The following is a 15,400-nucleotide window of genomic DNA, read 5'->3' as shown; positions in this document are numbered from 1 at the left end:
GCGTGGGAAGCGGCCCTTGGCGCTCCGGGTTACCCGAAGAGACGCCGCGGAGGGCACGTGGAGCCCATCATCGTCTGTGCCGAGCTTTACATGCGTCTGGGGGACGACGAAGTGCTCGTCCTCGACTGCCGGGACGCCGCCGATTGGGAGCGTTATGACCTGCACATCCCAGGGGCCTTGCGGATGACGTGCGCGGAGATCGCTCGCGACCACCACATGCTCCCGGATGACGAGCTCATCGTCCTGTGTGGTTGCTCGCCGGACGGCAGGGACACGCGCCGTGTCTGTCGTCTGCTCCGGATGAAGGGGCGCGAGGCCGTCTGTCTCGACGGCGGGCTGCTGGCGTGGGTCACAGGTGGCTTCCCCACGGAGCGGCACACCCGGGCGCCCCTCGCCGCGATGCCCCGCTGAGCACCACGGTGGATGCGGCGCGTCGTCAAACGGTGCTATGGAGCGGGCGACATCCTCCTCTGGAGACTGGAGAAACGCCCCCATGGCCAGGCTTCGCGCGGCCCTCATCGGTGCCACTGGACTCGCTGGACAGCAGTTCATCGCCGCCCTCAAGAATCACCCCTCCATCGAGCTGACGGGCCTCGCGGCCTCGCCTCGCTCGGCGGGCAAGACGTATGCGGAGGCGTTGAAAACGGCGAGTGGCATGATGGCCTGGTTCGTCCCGGAGCCGCTGCCCGCCGAGCTCGCCGGCATGAAGGTGGTGGCCGGTGACGCGCTCGAGGCCCGGGATTACGACCTGGTCTTCTCCGCCGTGGAGGCGGACGTGGCGCGCGAGCTGGAGCCGCGGCTGGCCAAGGACATCCCCGTCTTCTCCGCCGCCAGCGCGTTCCGTTACGAAGACGACGTCCCGCTGCTGATTCCCCCCGTCAACGCCGCGCACGCGCCCCTCATCCGGGAGCAGCAGCGCCGGCGGGGCTGGAAGGGCTTCATCGTCCCCATCCCCAACTGCACCACCACCGGCCTGGCGGTGACGCTGGCGCCGCTGGTGGAGCGCTTCGGGGTGAAGGCGGTGTTGATGACCAGCCTCCAGGCCATGTCCGGCGCCGGCCGCTCGCCGGGCGTCATCGGCATGGACATCCTCGACAACGTCATCCCCTACATTCCCAAGGAGGAGCACAAGGTCGAGGTGGAGACGAAGAAGATCCTGGGCGCGCTCCGCCCAGCGGGTGACGGCCTCACGCCGCACGACGTGCGGGTGTCCTGCACCTGCACCCGCGTGGCGGTGATGGAGGGCCACACCGAGTCCGTCTTTGTCTCATTGGACAAGAAGGCCTCCGTGGCCGAAGTGACCCAGGCCCTGCGGGACTGGAAGGGCGCCGAGCTGGCCCGGAACCTGCCGTCCGCCGCGCCGCGCTGGATTGAGGTGCTGGACGATCCCTTCCGACCCCAGCCCCGTTTGGACCGGGACACGCATGGCGGTATGGCCACCACCGTCGGACGCATCCGCGAGGATGGCGTCCTGGAGAACGGCTTCAAGTACGTGCTGGTGTCACACAACACCAAGATGGGGGCGGCGCGAGGGGCCATCCTCGTGGCCGAGCTGCTGTTGGCCCAGGGCTTGTTGGGCTAAGCCCCGTCACTGACGAGGGGGTGCACAGATTCAGGGTGCCATCGTCAGCTCGAACCACTACTCTGCGCGCCCACGGACGCGCCTGGTTTCAACCGAGAGGAGACTTTTCAATGGCCTACGTCGTTGCCGACCCTTGCATCAAGTGCAAGTACACCGACTGTGTCGAGGTGTGCCCGGTCAATTGCTTCTACGAGGGTGCCAACTTCCTGGTCATCCACCCGGATGAGTGCATCGACTGCGGTGCTTGCGAGCCGGTGTGCCCCACCAAGGCCATCTTCCCGGAGACGGAGCTCCCGGAGCAGTGGAAGGAATACAAGGCGCTGAACGCCGACCTGTCCACCAAGTGGCCCAACATCGCGGAGAAGCGGACCGCGCTGCCCGAGGCCGAGGAGTTCAAGTCGAAGGACGGCAAGCGCTCCCTGCTGGATCCGGCGCCGGGCTCGTAATCCGCTGACCTTCGCGTGTCCTGAGAAGGCCCTTTCGCCCAGCGGCGCGAGGGCCTTCTTCGTTGCGGGGCGCTACTCGGCGCGTAGGGCGCTCAGCTTCAACCCGCGTGATTCCAGCGCGTCACGCAGCCGGCTCAGGTCCTCGGCCGCCACGGGGCCGTGCCGGCCCTGGATGCGCAGGGACACCTCGCGCGGGCCCGTGCGTTCGACCTCCACCGTGGCGTCCAGGTGCCCGCGCAGGCTCATGCTGAGCGCGGGCCGCTGGGACTTCACGAACACCTCGATACGCTCGATGAGCGCCATCGCGGCCTCGGCGCGCGCGGCGGGGTTCACGTCCTCGGCCGGAGCGTGCGCGCCTCCCGCGCTCGTCGTCACCGCCGTGGCGCTCTGTGCGCCAGTCGGCTCCGGGAGGGGCCTCTGTGATTCCGGAGGTGGTGGCCCGGGTGCAGGCCGTGCTTCGGGCTGAGCGGGAAGGGCGGGCCGCAGCTCCTTCGACAGCTCGCGGGCGATGAAGTCATGGAGCCGGTGTTCGGTGCGCTCTTGCCCCAGGGCCTGGGCCTCGCTCCGGACCGTGCCCAGCCGCTGGACTTCGACATTCATCGCCTGCCGCTGGAGCCCCAGGCTCTCGGGGCTGGAGACCGCGCCGCGCTGTGCGGTGAGCACGGGCCCCGCTGCTCGGGCCAGCAGCGGGGGCGTGGGGCCCGCGCGCGCGGCGCCTGGGGGCCTCAGTCCCGCGCGTTGGGGTCTGGGAGGGGTGCTGCGTGCGTCCGCTTCGTCGAGCGCCTTCTTGAAGCGCTCTGCGTCGGCGGAGGACTTCGTCTGTCCGGAGCCGGGGGTGGGCTCGCGACTGTCGACCTTCATGGCATCCCTCGTGCGGTGGGCGCGAGGAGCAGAGCAGGGGACGTGCCAGCCCCCCGACGCCAGAAAATCCTCAGCCCGCCCCCCGGAACCGGTACCGCCGGGTGGATGGGCGTCCAGACGTGGGATGCGCGTCAGCGATGCGTGCCGAAGGCGCCGGGCTGGATGGGCGCAAGTCCGGTCAGGTCGTTGACGGCCAGGGGGCACGAGGCCACGGCGGCCGGGTCCGCCAGGCTGGGCGTCTTCGCCCAGTCCCGCTCGGGGAAGATGAGGGCGTCGCGCAGCTCGATGGACGTCAGGCCCTTCTTGTACTCCCAGAAGCGGCCTCGCACGAGGACGCGGGAGCCCTTGAGCAGCTTGTTGAGGTCCGCGAACTGCGCGTCCTGCAGCTTCGCGGAGATTTCCACGCGCGGGCGCTTGGGCGCCTTGCCGAAGTTGAACTCGAAGCGCTCCGTCGTCGGCGCCTCGGGCTCCACCCACAAGAGCCGGGCCAGCATGTACGGGGCTTCCGGCTCCTCGCCCTTCTTCAGGCGCTTCTTCTTCGGCTTCTCGAGCTTGAGGTCCACCAGCTCCAGCGCGCCGAAGGCGACCTCGTGGTCCAGGTAGTTCTCGCGGAAGAGGGCCTCGGCGGTGGACGCGCCCACGGAGGTGGCCCGCTGGACTTCCTGGGCATAGCGCTCCCGCAGGGCGGGCAGGGTGACCAGGAAGCTGTCCAGGGGCTTCACGCCGTTGGCGAGGAAGCGAAGCCGCCCCATGTCGATGGCCGGGTAGTAGGGCGCCAGGGCCTGCGCCGTCACCAGCCACTCCTGGGGCAGCTTCCGGTCGATGAGCACGCGCCGCACCATGGCGACGAGGAAGGCGTTGCCGGGAAAGCGCGGGTTGACGAGCTGGGTGTTGAGGGCGTTGACCAGCACGGGGTCCAGCATGAAGTTCTCGTCACGCTTGTGCAGCAGCACACCGGTTTCACCCATCAGGGTCAGCATGGCCCCGAGCACCTGGGCGCAGCCGGCATCCTGGGTCCCCTGCTTGAGCCCCTGGTTCAGCTTCGACCGGGCGAAGCGCTTGTCCAGGTCCTCCTCGCGGAAGACGGGGGCCTGACCGTTGCCGAAGAACAGCTCGGGCTGGGCGGTTGCGGGCATGGCCGACAGGGCCAGGGCGAGTGCGAGCAGTCGGTTGAAGCGCATGGCGCCTCGCAGCCTACCACGGCACACGGACCCGCTGTGCGGCCGGCCCGTGGCGGCAGGCAGGCGTGGCATGGGGGAACCCCCGCGGCCACGGTGCTTTTTCCGCCTGTTGACCTTGCGGGCTTTTGTGTACCTTGCCCGCGACATGTCCTCTCCCACGGATACTTCCGCGCCCGTCACCATCACTCAAATCCAGAGTGAGGCGGAGCTCATGCAGGCGCTCGCCATCCGCGAGGTGGTGTTCATCGAGGAACAGGCGGTTCCCGAAGGCATCGAGCGCGACGCCGAGGACGTGCACGCCTACCACGTCATCGCCAACCAGGGCGGCCACGCCATTGGGACAGGGCGGCTGGTGATGTTGACGCAGCCTCCGGCCAACCAGGAAGGCACGTGGGGCCAGATTGGCCGGATGGCCGTGCTCCAGGCGCACCGCAAGGCGCGCGTGGGCTCCCTGTTGCTGACGTCCCTGGAGGCAGAGGCGCGCCGTCGCGGCGTCAACGGCATCATGCTGCACGCCCAGCTCTACGCGCTGGAGTTCTACAAGAAGCACGGCTACCAGCCGGTCGGCGGCGTCTTCGAGGAAGCCGGCATGGAGCACCTGGAGATGCACAAGCGCTTCTGACGTCGCCTCAACGGCGCGGTGGCCGGGGGGCTGGCGGCTGGGCATGCCGCGGGTCCTCGGGCCACGAGTGCCGGGGGTACTTGCGGCTCAGCTCCTTGCGAATCGCGGGGTAGTGCCGCTCCCAGAAGCCCGCGAGGTCGGTCGTCACCTGGACCGCGCGCATGTTCGGCGCCAGCAGGTGCAGCACCAGCGGGACGCGACCCGCGCAGACGTTGGGCCCCTGCGCCATCCCGAAGAAGTCCTGGAGTCGCGACTCGACCCAGGGCGGCTTGCCCGGCTCGTAGTGGACCTTGACGCCGCGGCCTCCGGGCAGCGTCACCCGCTCCGGCGCGTGCGTGGCCAGCAGCCGCTGCTGTTCGGAGGTGAGCCGTGCGTAGAGCGCGTCCAGCAGGGACACCCCTTCCAGGTCCTTGAAGCTGCGCGCGTCCGAGCACAGCGACGCCAGCGCATCGCGCAGGAAGGCGCTATCGACGGTGGGGAACCTCGCCTCGGGGAAGGCCTCGGCCAGCAGGGCCACGCGGGTGCGCCACTGCTCCAGGGCCTCCGGGTCCGCGAACTTCCCGGGCCCCGCGGCCAGCGCGGCTTCCACGAGCACGCGCGCGGTGGCCTCCGAGGCGGGCGCGGGCGTGCGGGTCTCCTCCAGGACGAGGTTCCCGTAGGACAGGCGGGTGAGCCGCTCCACGCGCCGGGCCTCGGCGTTCCACTGGAGGGTGTCCACGTCCTCCAGCGTGTCCGGGTAGAGGTCGAGCAGCCACTCCGGCTCCACGGCGCTGGCCAGCCGCACCACGGCGCCCTTGCCGGGGCGCTCCTCGGCGTCGGCGGCCACCATGAGGTCCGCGTCCTGGACCACGCTCACGTCTGACAGCGTGGCCGTCCCGCCTCCGAACATCAGCAGCTCGGGCGCACGGGGGCGGCGGCGCCGGGCGACGCGGTCGGGGTAGCCCGCGAGCACGCTGAGCATCAGCGCCTGCTCCACATCCTCGGGCCGCTGGGGCCGGGCGCCCTGGCCACGCACCGCGCGCCGCAGCTGTTTCTGGACCCGGTCCACGGACTGCACGGCGCCGGCCTCCAGGGAGAGGGAGTGCATGCGGCCCGACGCGAAGTTCGCGCGCTCGGCTTCGCGGAAGCGCTCGAACAGCTCCAGCAAATCGGACGGCCCGCTGACGGTGGCGGCCGGACGTCCTCCCTGGCCCAGGTTGGCGCGAGCCTCGCGGCGGATGTCGCGTTCGCCCATGAGGGCGGCGAGCACGGCGGCTTCGGCGCCCACTCCCCGGCGCTCACCCTCGACGATGATGCGCGCCTGTCGGGGGTGGACGGGGAAGCGCAGGAGCCGCTCGCCGACCGCCGTGACGGTGCCGGCGGGGTCGACCGCGCCCAGCCGGCGGAGCAGCGTCTCCGCGGCGTCCAGGGACGCGGCCGGGGGCGGCTCGAAGAAGGGGAAGGCGGCCAGGTCGGTGATGCCGGCCGCGCGCAGGGAGAGGACCGTTTCGGCCAGGTCCGTGCGGCGAACCTCCGGTGCGTCCTGCTCCGGGCGGCCGTCGAAGTCGTGCTGGGTGTAGAGGCGCAGACAGTGGCCCGCGCGCGTGCGGCCCGCGCGGCCCGCGCGCTGGATGGCGGAGGCGCGGCTGACCTTGGACAGCTTGAGGGTGGGCAGGCCGGACCAGGGGGAGTGGGAGGCGACGCGCGCGAGCCCGGAGTCGATGACCACCGCCACGCCGTCGATGGTGACGGACGTCTCGGCGACGTTGGTGGAGAGGATGATCTTCCGCCGCGAGCTGCGCCGCACGGCGCGGTCCTGCTCGGCGGGGGACAGGTCGCCGTGGAGGGGGAGCACGTCCGCGCCGTGGCGCTCGGCGAACTCGGCGCATGCGTCGCGCGCGCGGCGGATTTCACCGGCGCCGGGGAGGAAGACGAGCACGTCGCCATCCAGGCCTTGGGTGAAGAGTCGCTTGATGCCGGAGAGCACCTGCTGGTCCAGGTGGCGGTCATCGGGCGCGGGCAGATACTCCACGCTCACGTCGAAGCGCCGGCCCTCGGAGCGGAGCGAGGGACACCCGCCGAGGTACGCCCGGATGGGCTCCGCCTCCAGCGTCGCGGACATGACGACGACCTTGAGGTCGGGGCGCGCCGTCTCCTGGAGGCGCCGCAGCAGGGCCAGGGAGATGTCCGCGGACAGGTGCCGTTCGTGGAACTCGTCGAGCACGACGATGCCCACGTCGCGCAGCTTCGGGTCGGAGAGCAACCGGCGGCCGAGGACGCCCTCGGTGACGAAGGACAGTCGCGTCTTCGCGCTGCGCACGTCCTCGAAGCGGACCTGGTAGCCCACGGACTCGCCCACGCGCTCGCCCAGCTCCTCGGACACGCGCTGGGCGGCGAGCCGCGTGGGAAGCCGGCGTGGCTGGAGGACGATGATTTCCTTCCCCTGTCCGAGCCCGGCCTCCAGGAGCGCGCGAGGCACGCGCGTCGTCTTTCCCGCACCCGGAGGCGCTTCGAGGACGAGCGAACGTGCGCCCCGCAGCGTGGAGACGATGTCCGGCAACAGGGGATCGATGGGAAGCGCGACGTCCGCCATGGCCCGGTGTCCTTTTAAGGCGTGTCCGCCTGCGAGGAAGCCTTCTTCTTCCGGACGCGAGGCGCCTGTGCCTCACTCGGGGCCGGAGGTTCGGTGGCCTCGGCTGAGGCCGGCTCCGCTGCATCGGCCTTCTTGCGGCCCCGGCGCGCGCCGCGTGGCGCGGTGGCCACATCGGGGGCCGCGGGCTGGCGGTCGTTCGTCTCCGCTCCATCCGTGGCCTTGGGGGACGCATCGTCCCGTTCGGCCGGGGCCTTGGCTTCCACATCGGCCTTGCCCGCGCGTTCCGCGTCCACAGGCGCCGCCTCGGGCTGGGCAACAGCGCCATCGTTCGACTCAGCAGCGGTGCCCGCGGCGGCCACGCCACCCGAGTCGCCACCGGTGTCCGAGTGCGCGTCGCCCGAGTCCATGCCCACCTCCGGATTGGCTGCGCTGGCGGAGGGTTCACCCCTGGGAGAGGGACCCGCCGTCGCCGTGGCACCGCTCGTGGCTGGAGGCGCCACGGACGCGGGGCTGGCGACGTCGCTCCCCGCATCCAGGGCCGCGACCTCGGCGAGTTCGGCCTCGGTGGGCTCCATGGAGTCCGCCGGCTCATCGAAGCCAGCCAGCGCGTCGTCGGAGAACGTCAGTCCCCGTCCCGCGCGGCGCTTGGGCTTGAGGTTCAACCCGGCGGCCTCATAGACGGTGGGGGCGGGCACGAGCGCGGCTTCGGCCAGCAGTCGCGCCTGACGAAGGGACTGCTCGAGCTTCCGGCCCAGCGACACGAGTTCCTCGCGAAGGAGGGTCTCCTGTTCCAGCGACAGGGGCGAGGGCTCGTGGCTGGTGCGCCACGCGTTGTGGGCGGTCAGCACCTGCTCCATGACGGGCCGCACGAGCGCGAAGTCTTCCCGGGCGAAGATGCGCGTCACATAAGCGCTCTTCGTGCGCCGCTCGTAGGACGTCGCGTACTCGAGGACGGCTTCGCGGGGGGCGCGCCGCAGTTGCGGGAACTTCAGGTGGGGGAAGAGGGCCTCGATGACGGGCGCGCGGCTGCTGGCGGTGAAGGTGATGCCGGCGAGCAGCTTCTCCAGCACGTCCACCCACAGGCCCTGCTGGTGGAACGCATACTCCTCGCGAGCCTCTTCCAGCTCAGGAAGGTCCTTCACGCGGTCGAGCACGCCCTCGGTAGGCGCGCGCGCGGTGCGCACCAGCTCCCATGCGGTGGTCAGCCAGCCCTTTTCGGCGTCGAGGCCGGGCCGGCCGGTGAGCATTTCCCCCGCCGTGGCGAGGCGAGCCTCGAAGGCTTCGGCGAAGCGGATGAGCTCGTACGATTCGAGCGTGGACGACATGCGGCGGCTCCTCGGAAGGGCGGCGGGAGATAGCACACCCGGCGCCGAGCACCGAGCGGACGGGCAGGGGCTTCAGCGCCCGCCGAGCAGAATCTCCAGGGCCTGGGGATGCGAGAAGTCAGGAAAGGCGACCGTGGCCCCTGCGTCGATGAGGGCCTGCACGGAGAAGGTTCCGGTCCCCACGCCGATGCACTCGGCGCCGACGCCGTGGGCCGCATGGACGTCCTTGGGCGTATCGCCGATGACGACGACCCGGCACTCCTCCACGGGGACGCCCAGCTTCGCGGCGCCGGCCTTGGCGCCGCAGCGAATCAGCTCGGTGCGGTCCTCGTTGTCGCAGCCGAAGCCGCCGAAGTCGAACTGGTCGTAGATGCTCACGCGCTCCAGCTTCACGCGAGCGCCCTCACGGACGTTGCCCGTGCCCAGTCCCACCGCGAACCCGGACCGCGAACGGGCTTCCTTCACGGCCTCGCGCATGCCGGGGAAGACGCGGTAGCGCTGGTCATCCACCTTGTGGACCTCTTCGGCGAGGTGGGCGACGTAGGCGTTGATGACCGCGTCGATGGCCGCGACCGAGTCCTCCACGCCGATGAGGTGCATCGCCTTGCGGACGATGGCCCGGTCGGTCATGCCGGACATCGGAAACGAATCGCACGCGTCCCGCCGCCCGTGGAGCTTCTCGAAAGCGGCTTCCATGGAGCGGCGCCCCGCGCCGCCCGTGGTGACCAGGGTTCCATCGATATCGAAGAGGAGGACGGTGGGACGCATGGCCCCCATTTAATGGAGGCCCCGTGCCGACGCGAGCCCGGAGTCAGGTAGACTGCGTCCGCTCAGGGCTCGACGAGCGTGAGGCCACGCTGGAGTGCCTCGCGGACCAGGGCGCGCTCCTCCACGGGCAGCCGGTCCTCCAGCGCCTGGCGGGCCTGCTGCCCACCCAGGCGTCCGAGCGCCACGGCCACGGCTTCCCGGACCTGTGATTCCGGGTCCCGCAGCCGGGTGATGAGCGTGGGGATGGCGTCCAGCCCCAGGCACCGGCGCAGGGCGTCCGCCGCGCTCGCACGCACCTCGGCTGGGGCCTTCGCGTCTTCGAGCACCTCGCGGATGGTCACCGCGCCGCCTGAGGGGTCCACCAGCGCCAGGGAGGATACGGCGAGCGTCCGCCGCGCGGTGGGGCTTCCCTTGTCCACGACGAGCGCTGACAGGACAGGCGCCGCTCGGGGCCCCAGACGCTTCCAGGCGTCATCTAATGGGGCGCCAGTCCGCGTCGTCGCATCGAGGAGCGCGATTACCTGGGCATGGACGTCGGTGCCTGGCGCGGGCGCGCTGGTGGCGAGCAAAGGCTCCGAGCTGGCGGAAGCGCTCACTCGAGCCAGGCCTCCGGACCCCGCGAGCAAGACGCTGCCGAGCACCACGGGACGCCAGGCGAGACGGCGGACGGACCACGAGGGAACAGCGCCAGGACGCGGGGGGAGGGTGGTCGTCATGGGGGCTTCCCGGACAGAAAGGGACGTTTCCATTTTATACGGCATTGGTGCCGCGGCGGGATGCGAAGGCCGTTATGGTCGGCGCGTCATGGCCGGACGGGTCCTCTTCTTCCTTCAGCACGCCACGTACGAGCCGGCATTTCAGGCCGCCACCATGGGCATCACCGCCGCGGCCATGGGGGACGAGGTGTACTTCGTCTTCGCCTTCGATGCGCTGCGCCAGCTCGTGGGTGGTGCGTATGGTCAGCCTTCGAGCGAGCGCGAGCACGAGGAGCTCACTCGCGCGGAGTCACTCGGGGTGTTGGCGCCACCGCGGATGCTGGCGGAAGCGCGCACGCTGGGCGCGAGGCTGATCGCCTGCGACACCACGGTGCGCATCTGCGGCTACTCACCGGAGGCGCTGGAGGGCACCTTGGACGAGGTGATGGGCATGGCCTCCCTGTGGCGACTGACGGCGGGCGCACGGGTGCTCACCCTGTAGTCGGTGGGCCATAGGCCTACGTACGTCGCTCTTGGCCGCTCGGGCATCGCTCTGGCTGTAACGTCGCAGTGGCATCCAAACGGGCAGGAATCAGTCCGTCGACGCGGTAGCGCCCGACGGGAATGACGCGATAACCTGGGGCCACGCCGTACCCCCTTTGGAGAACCCGGCCGCGCGGGAAGCCCCGCGTCCCCCAGTAGCAGAAGGAATTCATTGCCTATGCGCTCCAAGCTGCCCCTCCTGAGTGCACTCTCCGTCGGCGCCGTCGTCCTGGCCTGTCAGACGTACGATTTCGAGCCGGTGGAGCCGCTGGCCATCGCGCAGACGACGGTGGAGGAGGTCATCAACGCCCGTCGGAGCAAGCCCAACATCATGTTGTTGGTGGATACCTCCGGGTCGATGACGTACCCGGTGAATCCGTCGCCTGCCTGCGACGTGGAGTTTGAAGGGAACATGGTTCCCTGTGGTGGCGAGGCGACGTGCAACGTTGATGTCTGCCCCACGCGTTGGACCGCGCTGCAGTCGGTTGTTCCGCAGTTCCTTGAGAACAGCGGTCGTTTCGTTCGTTTCGCGCTGACGACGTATCCCGAGACGCGGGGAGGAGAGTCGATTCCGGACCTGTGCCGTGCCTCCACTGCTGGAGCCCTGCTCAAGACGCTTCCTGAGCAGGAGGATGATGATTCGCTGCTGGCGCACGCCAATGAAATCAACACCCTGCTGCAGGCTATCCCCAATGGTGGCGAGGGGCGGCCTCTTGGAGGCACGCCGACTAGCGGAAGTCTGAACTTCGTGGGAGGGCTGGATGGGCTTCAGGACCCCGACCGGGAGAACTTCGTCATCCTCCTGACGGACGGTCTGCCGAACTGCAACGAGGGCAACCCCAACAGCGGTGCAAACACGGAACTGTGCAAGTGCACCATCGAAAACAACCAGTGTCAGGGTGGCTACCTCAACCGTGGATGCCTGGACTCCGATGCATCCGTGACGGCTGTACGGGAACTTCGTGAGAAGGGCATTCGGACCATCGTCATTGGCTTCGGTGCGGAGACGGCCGTGGGGGATGGACCGGCAGCGCTGGAAGCGATGGCTCGCGCGGGCGGCTTCGACCGGACGTGCAATGCGGAGCGCCCGTGCGGAGAGGGCGACACGTGCAACCCGACCACGGGGCTGTGCAACCGTTCCTTCTTTCAGGCCGGGAACCAGAGTGAGCTTGCTCGTGCGCTGGAGGACATCAGTCTGGCGGTGATGTTGCCGGAGCCTTGCCTGATTCCTCTGGAAGGCCCCCAGCGCCCGACCGACCCCAAGCTGCTCGTGGTCTACGTGGAAGGCGAGCGGGTCCCCGCGAGCGACAGCACGTGGGCGCTGGAGGACCGCGGCGTGCTCTTCACGGGGCAGACCTGCGAGCGCATCCTCAACTCCACGCCGGAGGCGCCCGTGCGGATTGAAGTGCGGGCCATCCGTCAGCGTTAGTCCAGCGGTTCGCGGGGCGGCTTTACCCGGCGAGGGGCGGGGATTATAGGTCCCTCCCTCCCTGGAACGGCCGCCCTGCTCATGAAAGCCACCATCCTCTCGCGCTCCGCTTCCATCCCGTCCACCCGGCGACTTGTCGAGGTGGCGCGCGCCAGAGGACACCGGGTGCGGGTCCTCAATCCGCTCCAAGTGCAGATGCACCTCGATGGGCGCAGCGCCACGCTCTATTACGGACGCAAGAAGCTGGCGCCCACGGACGTCGTCCTCCCTCGCATCGCCCAGTCCATCAACACCTACGGCCTGGCCGTGGTGAATCAGTTCGGCCTGGCGCGGGTCCCGCTCGTCAACCACGCGCAGGCCATTGCGCAGTCGCGCAACAAGATGCGCTCGCTGCAGCTGCTCTCGGCGCACGGCATCGACATCCCTGCGACGGTGATGGCCCGTGACGCGGCCCACCTCAAGGAGATGGTGGGCTTGCTGGGCGGCGTGCCCGTCCTCGTCAAACTGCTGCAGGGGCAGGAGAAGCACGGCGTCATGGTGTGCGAGAGCCTCCAGTCGCTGGAGGCCGCGCTCGAGGCGGTCCTGGGGCTAGGGCACAACCTGGTGATGCAGGAGTACGTGAAGAGCACGGGCATCGACGTCCGAGCGCTCGTCGTGGGAGGGCAGGCGGTGGCCGCTGTTCGTCGCCGCCCGCGCCCCGGGCGCCTGGCGCACACCCTCATCAAGGGGGCTCGGCTGGAGGCACACGAGTTGTCACCTGCCCAGCGAGCCACCGCGGAGAAGGCCACCCGGCTCATCGGGCTTGAAGTGGCGGCGGTGGACCTGCTCGACGTGCAGGGACAACCCAAGGTCTTCGAGGTGAACAGCTCCCCCGCGCTTCCTGAAATGGAGGCGGTGACGGGCGTGGACCTGGCCTCACTCATCATCATCCGCGCGGAAGCGCTCGTGGCGGGGGCAACGCCCGTGTCCGTGCCAGACCTGTCGCCTCCGTTGGCCCTGCCCGCGTCAGCTGAGCCCGCCCAGCTCCCCGTGGCCCGGAAGGGCCCGGGGCGCCGCGCCAGGACCGGCGAAGGCGGCGCGTGAAGAGAAAGACGGCCTCCGCCGTCTCAAGCGTGATACGCACCCCCGTTTCCAGGAGACGCCCATGCTTCGCCGCCGACGCCTTTCCTCCCTCGCCGCCCTGCTGGCGGCAGTGACCTGTTCCGCGCCCGTCCTGGCCGCGGATGTGGATCCGGCATCACTGTATGAGGTCTCCACCGAGGGGACCTCGACCCAGGTCAAGGCAGGGGAGAAGGGGACTTTCGTCCTCGCCATCAAGACGAAGGCGGGTGCCCATGTCTCCGACGAGGCGCCGTTGAAGCTTGAGGTGAAGGGGAGCCAGGTGACGCCGGCCAAGGAGAAGCTGGTCCTGGCGGACTCCGTGGCGAAGAAGGCCGAGGGGCAGGACTTCGTGGACCCTCGCTTCGAGGTCCCCTTCACGACAGCCGCCGCGGGCAAGACCACCGTGGACGCGAAGCTCGTCTTCTTCATCTGCACGGAGAAGCTCTGCGCACGTCAGCAGAAGACGTTCTCCCTTCCTGTCGAGGTCCTCTGAGTCCCCATGCGTGAGCGTTCTTCCAAGGGCGGCCGAGGTGAGCGCGGGAGCGAAGAGTCTCCCCAGCGTGCCAGCCGAGGCGAGCGTGGCGGCGGCGAAGCCTCCCGTTTCGTCTACGGTGTGAATCCAGTCCTGGCGGCCCTTCGAGCCCGGCCAGACGAGGTGGAGCGCTTGTTCCTGGTGGAGGGGCAGCTCGGCGCCCGAGCGGCGGGAGAGCTGCTCAGCCGGGCTCGCGAGTTCGGCATTCGCGTGGAGAAGGTGACGCGCGAGCGCCTGGGGGCTCTGTCGGAGGGCGGCGTCCACCAGGGCGTGGTGGTGGAGCTGCGCGGCTTCAAGTACGCGGAGCTGGAGGACCTCCTGGAGGCAGCCAAGGCGCAGGGCCAGCCTCCCCTGGTGGTCGTGCTGGATGGAATCCAGGACCCGCACAACCTGGGGGCCATCATCCGCTCCGCGGATGCGCTGGGGGCCCATGGCGTGGTGATTGCCAAGGACCGGGCGGTTCAGGTGACGGGGACCGTGGCCAAGGCGTCAGCGGGGGCTGTGGAGCACAGCCGCATCGCGCGGGTGGTGAACATCTCCCGGGCCCTGGAGGAACTGAAGGAAGCCGGCCTGTGGGTTGCCGCGGCGGACGTCGACGCCAAGGAGCCCATGTGGAGTGCCCGGTTGGATGGGCCGCTGGCGCTCGTCGTGGGGGCCGAGGGGGCAGGCGTCCGGGACGGCGTGCTCAAGCACTGCGACTTCCGTCTCCGGATTCCGATGGCGGGTCAGGTCGGTTCATTGAATGCGTCCGTTTCGGCCGGCATTCTGCTATACGAGGTCGCCCGCCAGCGGGGCACCGTCTCCGGCCGGTAATCGAAGTTTGGGATCAATCTCCTTGACTTGGGCGGATGGGAATTCTAGAAGGGCGCCCCTCTCAGGGCGGTGACGGGTGGTTGACGGAGTCGCTGGGGCGGGGTAGGGCGGCAGTCGCAGTACCGGATGAGTGCCGGTGTAGCTCAGCTGGTAGAGCAACTGATTTGTAATCAGTAGGTCGCGGGTTCAAATCCCGCCGCCGGCCAGGTAGGACGGGGCCGCGGATGAGGGCCCGGGATGTGGTAGTAGGACAAGTGAATATCTGGAGGGATACCCAAGCGGCCAAAGGGAGCAGACTGTAAATCTGCCGGCTCTACGCCTTCGATGGTTCGAATCCATCTCCCTCCACTCGGCAATTGCGGGAATAGCTCAGTTGGTAGAGCGTCAGCCTTCCAAGCTGAATGTCGTGGGTTCGAGTCCCATTTCCCGCTCCAAATGTTGTAGTCACAGCATCGCCAAGCCCTGATAGCTCAGTTGGCAGAGCGCATCCTTGGTAAGGATGAGGTCACCAGTTCAATCCTGGTTCAGGGCTCCATTTATTTTTGAGGAGTGTCATGGCCAAGGAGAAGTTCGAGCGTAACAAGCCCCACGTGAACATCGGCACGATCGGACACGTGGACCACGGCAAGACGTCGCTGACGGCCGCCATCACCAAGGTGCTGGCGAAGACGGGCGGCGCCACGTTTCTGGCGTACGACATGATTGACAAGGCGCCGGAGGAGCGTGAGCGCGGTATCACCATCTCCACCGCGCACGTGGAGTACCAGACGGCGAACCGGCACTACGCCCACGTCGACTGCCCGGGTCACGCCGACTACGTGAAGAACATGATTACGGGCGCGGCGCAGATGGACGGCGCCATCCTGGTGGTGTCGGCGGCGGACGGCCCGATGCCGCAGACGCGTGAGCACATCCTGCTGGCGCGCCAGG

16 protein-coding genes and 4 tRNA genes are annotated in these 15,400 nt (G+C 69.2%); 14 read left to right on the top strand and 6 right to left on the bottom strand.

What is annotated here, in order from left to right; genetic code table 11:
* The 3 genes from G4D87_RS19065 to fdxA form a co-directional block, all read left to right on the top strand.
* Positions 1-411: rhodanese-like domain-containing protein (locus G4D87_RS19065; RefSeq protein WP_240358402.1), on the top strand; the 411-nt coding region annotated here is incomplete at its 5' end.
* A gap of 82 nt (positions 412-493) precedes the next feature.
* The gene (asd, locus tag G4D87_RS19060) at positions 494-1,582 is read left to right on the top strand and encodes an aspartate-semialdehyde dehydrogenase (protein ID WP_163783484.1); all 1,089 of its coding nucleotides are present in this window, start codon (positions 494-496) and stop codon (positions 1,580-1,582) included.
* 110 nt (positions 1,583-1,692) lie between these two features.
* The gene (gene fdxA / locus G4D87_RS19055; RefSeq protein WP_163783483.1) at positions 1,693-2,028 is read left to right on the top strand and encodes a ferredoxin FdxA; all 336 of its coding nucleotides are present in this window, start codon (positions 1,693-1,695) and stop codon (positions 2,026-2,028) included.
* Between the two features lie 72 nt (positions 2,029-2,100).
* Here fdxA and G4D87_RS19050 read toward each other — a convergent pair whose 3' ends face one another.
* Complete coding sequence (locus G4D87_RS19050) at positions 2,101-2,889, bottom strand: hypothetical protein (protein ID WP_163783482.1); 789 nt, start codon at positions 2,887-2,889, stop codon at positions 2,101-2,103.
* A 131-nt stretch (positions 2,890-3,020) separates the two neighbouring features.
* A complete protein-coding gene (locus G4D87_RS19045) occupies positions 3,021-4,070 on the bottom strand; it encodes a hypothetical protein (RefSeq protein WP_205507641.1) in 1,050 nt (349 codons plus the stop codon).
* A 145-nt stretch (positions 4,071-4,215) separates the two neighbouring features.
* Here G4D87_RS19045 and G4D87_RS19040 point away from each other — a divergent pair, with 145 nt between their 5' ends.
* The gene (locus tag G4D87_RS19040) at positions 4,216-4,692 is read left to right on the top strand and encodes a GNAT family N-acetyltransferase (RefSeq protein ID WP_163783480.1); all 477 of its coding nucleotides are present in this window, start codon (positions 4,216-4,218) and stop codon (positions 4,690-4,692) included.
* Positions 4,693-4,699: 7 nt separating this feature from the next.
* Here the strand turns inward: G4D87_RS19040 and hrpB are convergent, their stop codons facing one another.
* The 4 genes from hrpB to G4D87_RS19020 form a co-directional block, all read right to left on the bottom strand.
* Entirely contained in the window at positions 4,700-7,264 is a 2,565-nt protein-coding gene (hrpB, locus tag G4D87_RS19035; RefSeq protein ID WP_163783479.1) for an ATP-dependent helicase HrpB, read from the bottom strand.
* 14 nt (positions 7,265-7,278) lie between these two features.
* Positions 7,279-8,589 (bottom strand): prolipoprotein diacylglyceryl transferase, encoded by a 1,311-nt coding sequence (locus tag G4D87_RS19030; protein WP_240358401.1) that lies wholly within the window; start codon positions 8,587-8,589, stop codon positions 7,279-7,281.
* 72 nt (positions 8,590-8,661) lie between these two features.
* Positions 8,662-9,366 (bottom strand): HAD family hydrolase, encoded by a 705-nt coding sequence (locus G4D87_RS19025; protein WP_163783477.1) that lies wholly within the window; start codon positions 9,364-9,366, stop codon positions 8,662-8,664.
* A gap of 53 nt (positions 9,367-9,419) precedes the next feature.
* Positions 9,420-9,953: a HEAT repeat domain-containing protein gene (locus G4D87_RS19020; RefSeq protein ID WP_240358400.1), complete on the bottom strand. Its 534-nt coding sequence runs from the start codon at positions 9,951-9,953 to the stop codon at positions 9,420-9,422.
* 208 nt (positions 9,954-10,161) lie between these two features.
* Between G4D87_RS19020 and G4D87_RS19015 the strand changes: the two genes are divergently transcribed.
* The 10 genes from G4D87_RS19015 to G4D87_RS18970 all read left to right on the top strand — a co-directional run.
* Positions 10,162-10,554, top strand: a complete 393-nt coding sequence (locus G4D87_RS19015) for a DsrE family protein (RefSeq protein ID WP_163783475.1) — start codon at positions 10,162-10,164, stop codon at positions 10,552-10,554.
* Positions 10,555-10,773: 219 nt separating this feature from the next.
* On the top strand, positions 10,774-12,024 hold the full coding sequence (gene cglB, locus G4D87_RS19010; protein ID WP_163783474.1) for an adventurous gliding motility lipoprotein CglB: 1,251 nt from the start codon (positions 10,774-10,776) through the stop codon (positions 12,022-12,024).
* Between the two features lie 81 nt (positions 12,025-12,105).
* Entirely contained in the window at positions 12,106-13,107 is a 1,002-nt protein-coding gene (locus G4D87_RS19005) for an ATP-grasp domain-containing protein (protein ID WP_163783473.1), read from the top strand.
* Positions 13,108-13,168: 61 nt separating this feature from the next.
* On the top strand, positions 13,169-13,618 hold the full coding sequence (locus tag G4D87_RS19000) for a hypothetical protein (protein WP_163783472.1): 450 nt from the start codon (positions 13,169-13,171) through the stop codon (positions 13,616-13,618).
* A gap of 6 nt (positions 13,619-13,624) precedes the next feature.
* Positions 13,625-14,470: a 23S rRNA (guanosine(2251)-2'-O)-methyltransferase RlmB gene (rlmB, locus tag G4D87_RS18995; protein ID WP_163783471.1), complete on the top strand. Its 846-nt coding sequence runs from the start codon at positions 13,625-13,627 to the stop codon at positions 14,468-14,470.
* Between the two features lie 132 nt (positions 14,471-14,602).
* Positions 14,603-14,675: transfer RNA gene (locus G4D87_RS18990), tRNA-Thr, on the top strand.
* A gap of 59 nt (positions 14,676-14,734) precedes the next feature.
* A tRNA-Tyr gene (locus G4D87_RS18985) sits at positions 14,735-14,818 on the top strand.
* Between the two features lie 10 nt (positions 14,819-14,828).
* Positions 14,829-14,904 (top strand) — tRNA-Gly (locus tag G4D87_RS18980).
* Between the two features lie 25 nt (positions 14,905-14,929).
* Positions 14,930-15,005 (top strand) — tRNA-Thr (locus tag G4D87_RS18975).
* Positions 15,006-15,024: 19 nt separating this feature from the next.
* Positions 15,025-15,400, top strand: a 376-nt coding sequence (locus tag G4D87_RS18970; RefSeq protein WP_205507640.1) for a GTP-binding protein, incomplete at its 3' end; no start/stop codon positions are given.

The sequence above is a fragment of the Myxococcus vastator genome, from assembly GCF_010894475.1.
In the GTDB taxonomy this organism is placed as follows: domain Bacteria; phylum Myxococcota; class Myxococcia; order Myxococcales; family Myxococcaceae; genus Myxococcus; species Myxococcus vastator.
Note: the sequence above shows the minus strand (reverse complement) of the source record. Positions and strands in the feature narration are given on the sequence as shown.

What these genes read in the sequence shown, in the direction of transcription:
- asd (WP_163783484.1), top strand. Translation starts at nt 494, where the DNA reads ATGGCCAGGCTTCGCGCGGCCCTCATCGGTGCCACTGGACTCGCTGGA.
- fdxA (WP_163783483.1), top strand. Translation starts at nt 1,693, where the DNA reads ATGGCCTACGTCGTTGCCGACCCTTGCATCAAGTGCAAGTACACCGAC.
- G4D87_RS19050 (WP_163783482.1), bottom strand. Translation starts at nt 2,889, where the DNA reads ATGAAGGTCGACAGTCGCGAGCCCACCCCCGGCTCCGGACAGACGAAG.
- G4D87_RS19045 (WP_205507641.1), bottom strand. Translation starts at nt 4,070, where the DNA reads ATGCGCTTCAACCGACTGCTCGCACTCGCCCTGGCCCTGTCGGCCATG.
- G4D87_RS19040 (WP_163783480.1), top strand. Translation starts at nt 4,216, where the DNA reads ATGTCCTCTCCCACGGATACTTCCGCGCCCGTCACCATCACTCAAATC.
- hrpB (WP_163783479.1), bottom strand. Translation starts at nt 7,264, where the DNA reads ATGGCGGACGTCGCGCTTCCCATCGATCCCCTGTTGCCGGACATCGTC.
- G4D87_RS19030 (WP_240358401.1), bottom strand. Translation starts at nt 8,589, where the DNA reads ATGTCGTCCACGCTCGAATCGTACGAGCTCATCCGCTTCGCCGAAGCC.
- G4D87_RS19025 (WP_163783477.1), bottom strand. Translation starts at nt 9,366, where the DNA reads ATGGGGGCCATGCGTCCCACCGTCCTCCTCTTCGATATCGATGGAACC.
- G4D87_RS19015 (WP_163783475.1), top strand. Translation starts at nt 10,162, where the DNA reads ATGGCCGGACGGGTCCTCTTCTTCCTTCAGCACGCCACGTACGAGCCG.
- cglB (WP_163783474.1), top strand. Translation starts at nt 10,774, where the DNA reads ATGCGCTCCAAGCTGCCCCTCCTGAGTGCACTCTCCGTCGGCGCCGTC.
- G4D87_RS19005 (WP_163783473.1), top strand. Translation starts at nt 12,106, where the DNA reads ATGAAAGCCACCATCCTCTCGCGCTCCGCTTCCATCCCGTCCACCCGG.
- G4D87_RS19000 (WP_163783472.1), top strand. Translation starts at nt 13,169, where the DNA reads ATGCTTCGCCGCCGACGCCTTTCCTCCCTCGCCGCCCTGCTGGCGGCA.
- rlmB (WP_163783471.1), top strand. Translation starts at nt 13,625, where the DNA reads ATGCGTGAGCGTTCTTCCAAGGGCGGCCGAGGTGAGCGCGGGAGCGAA.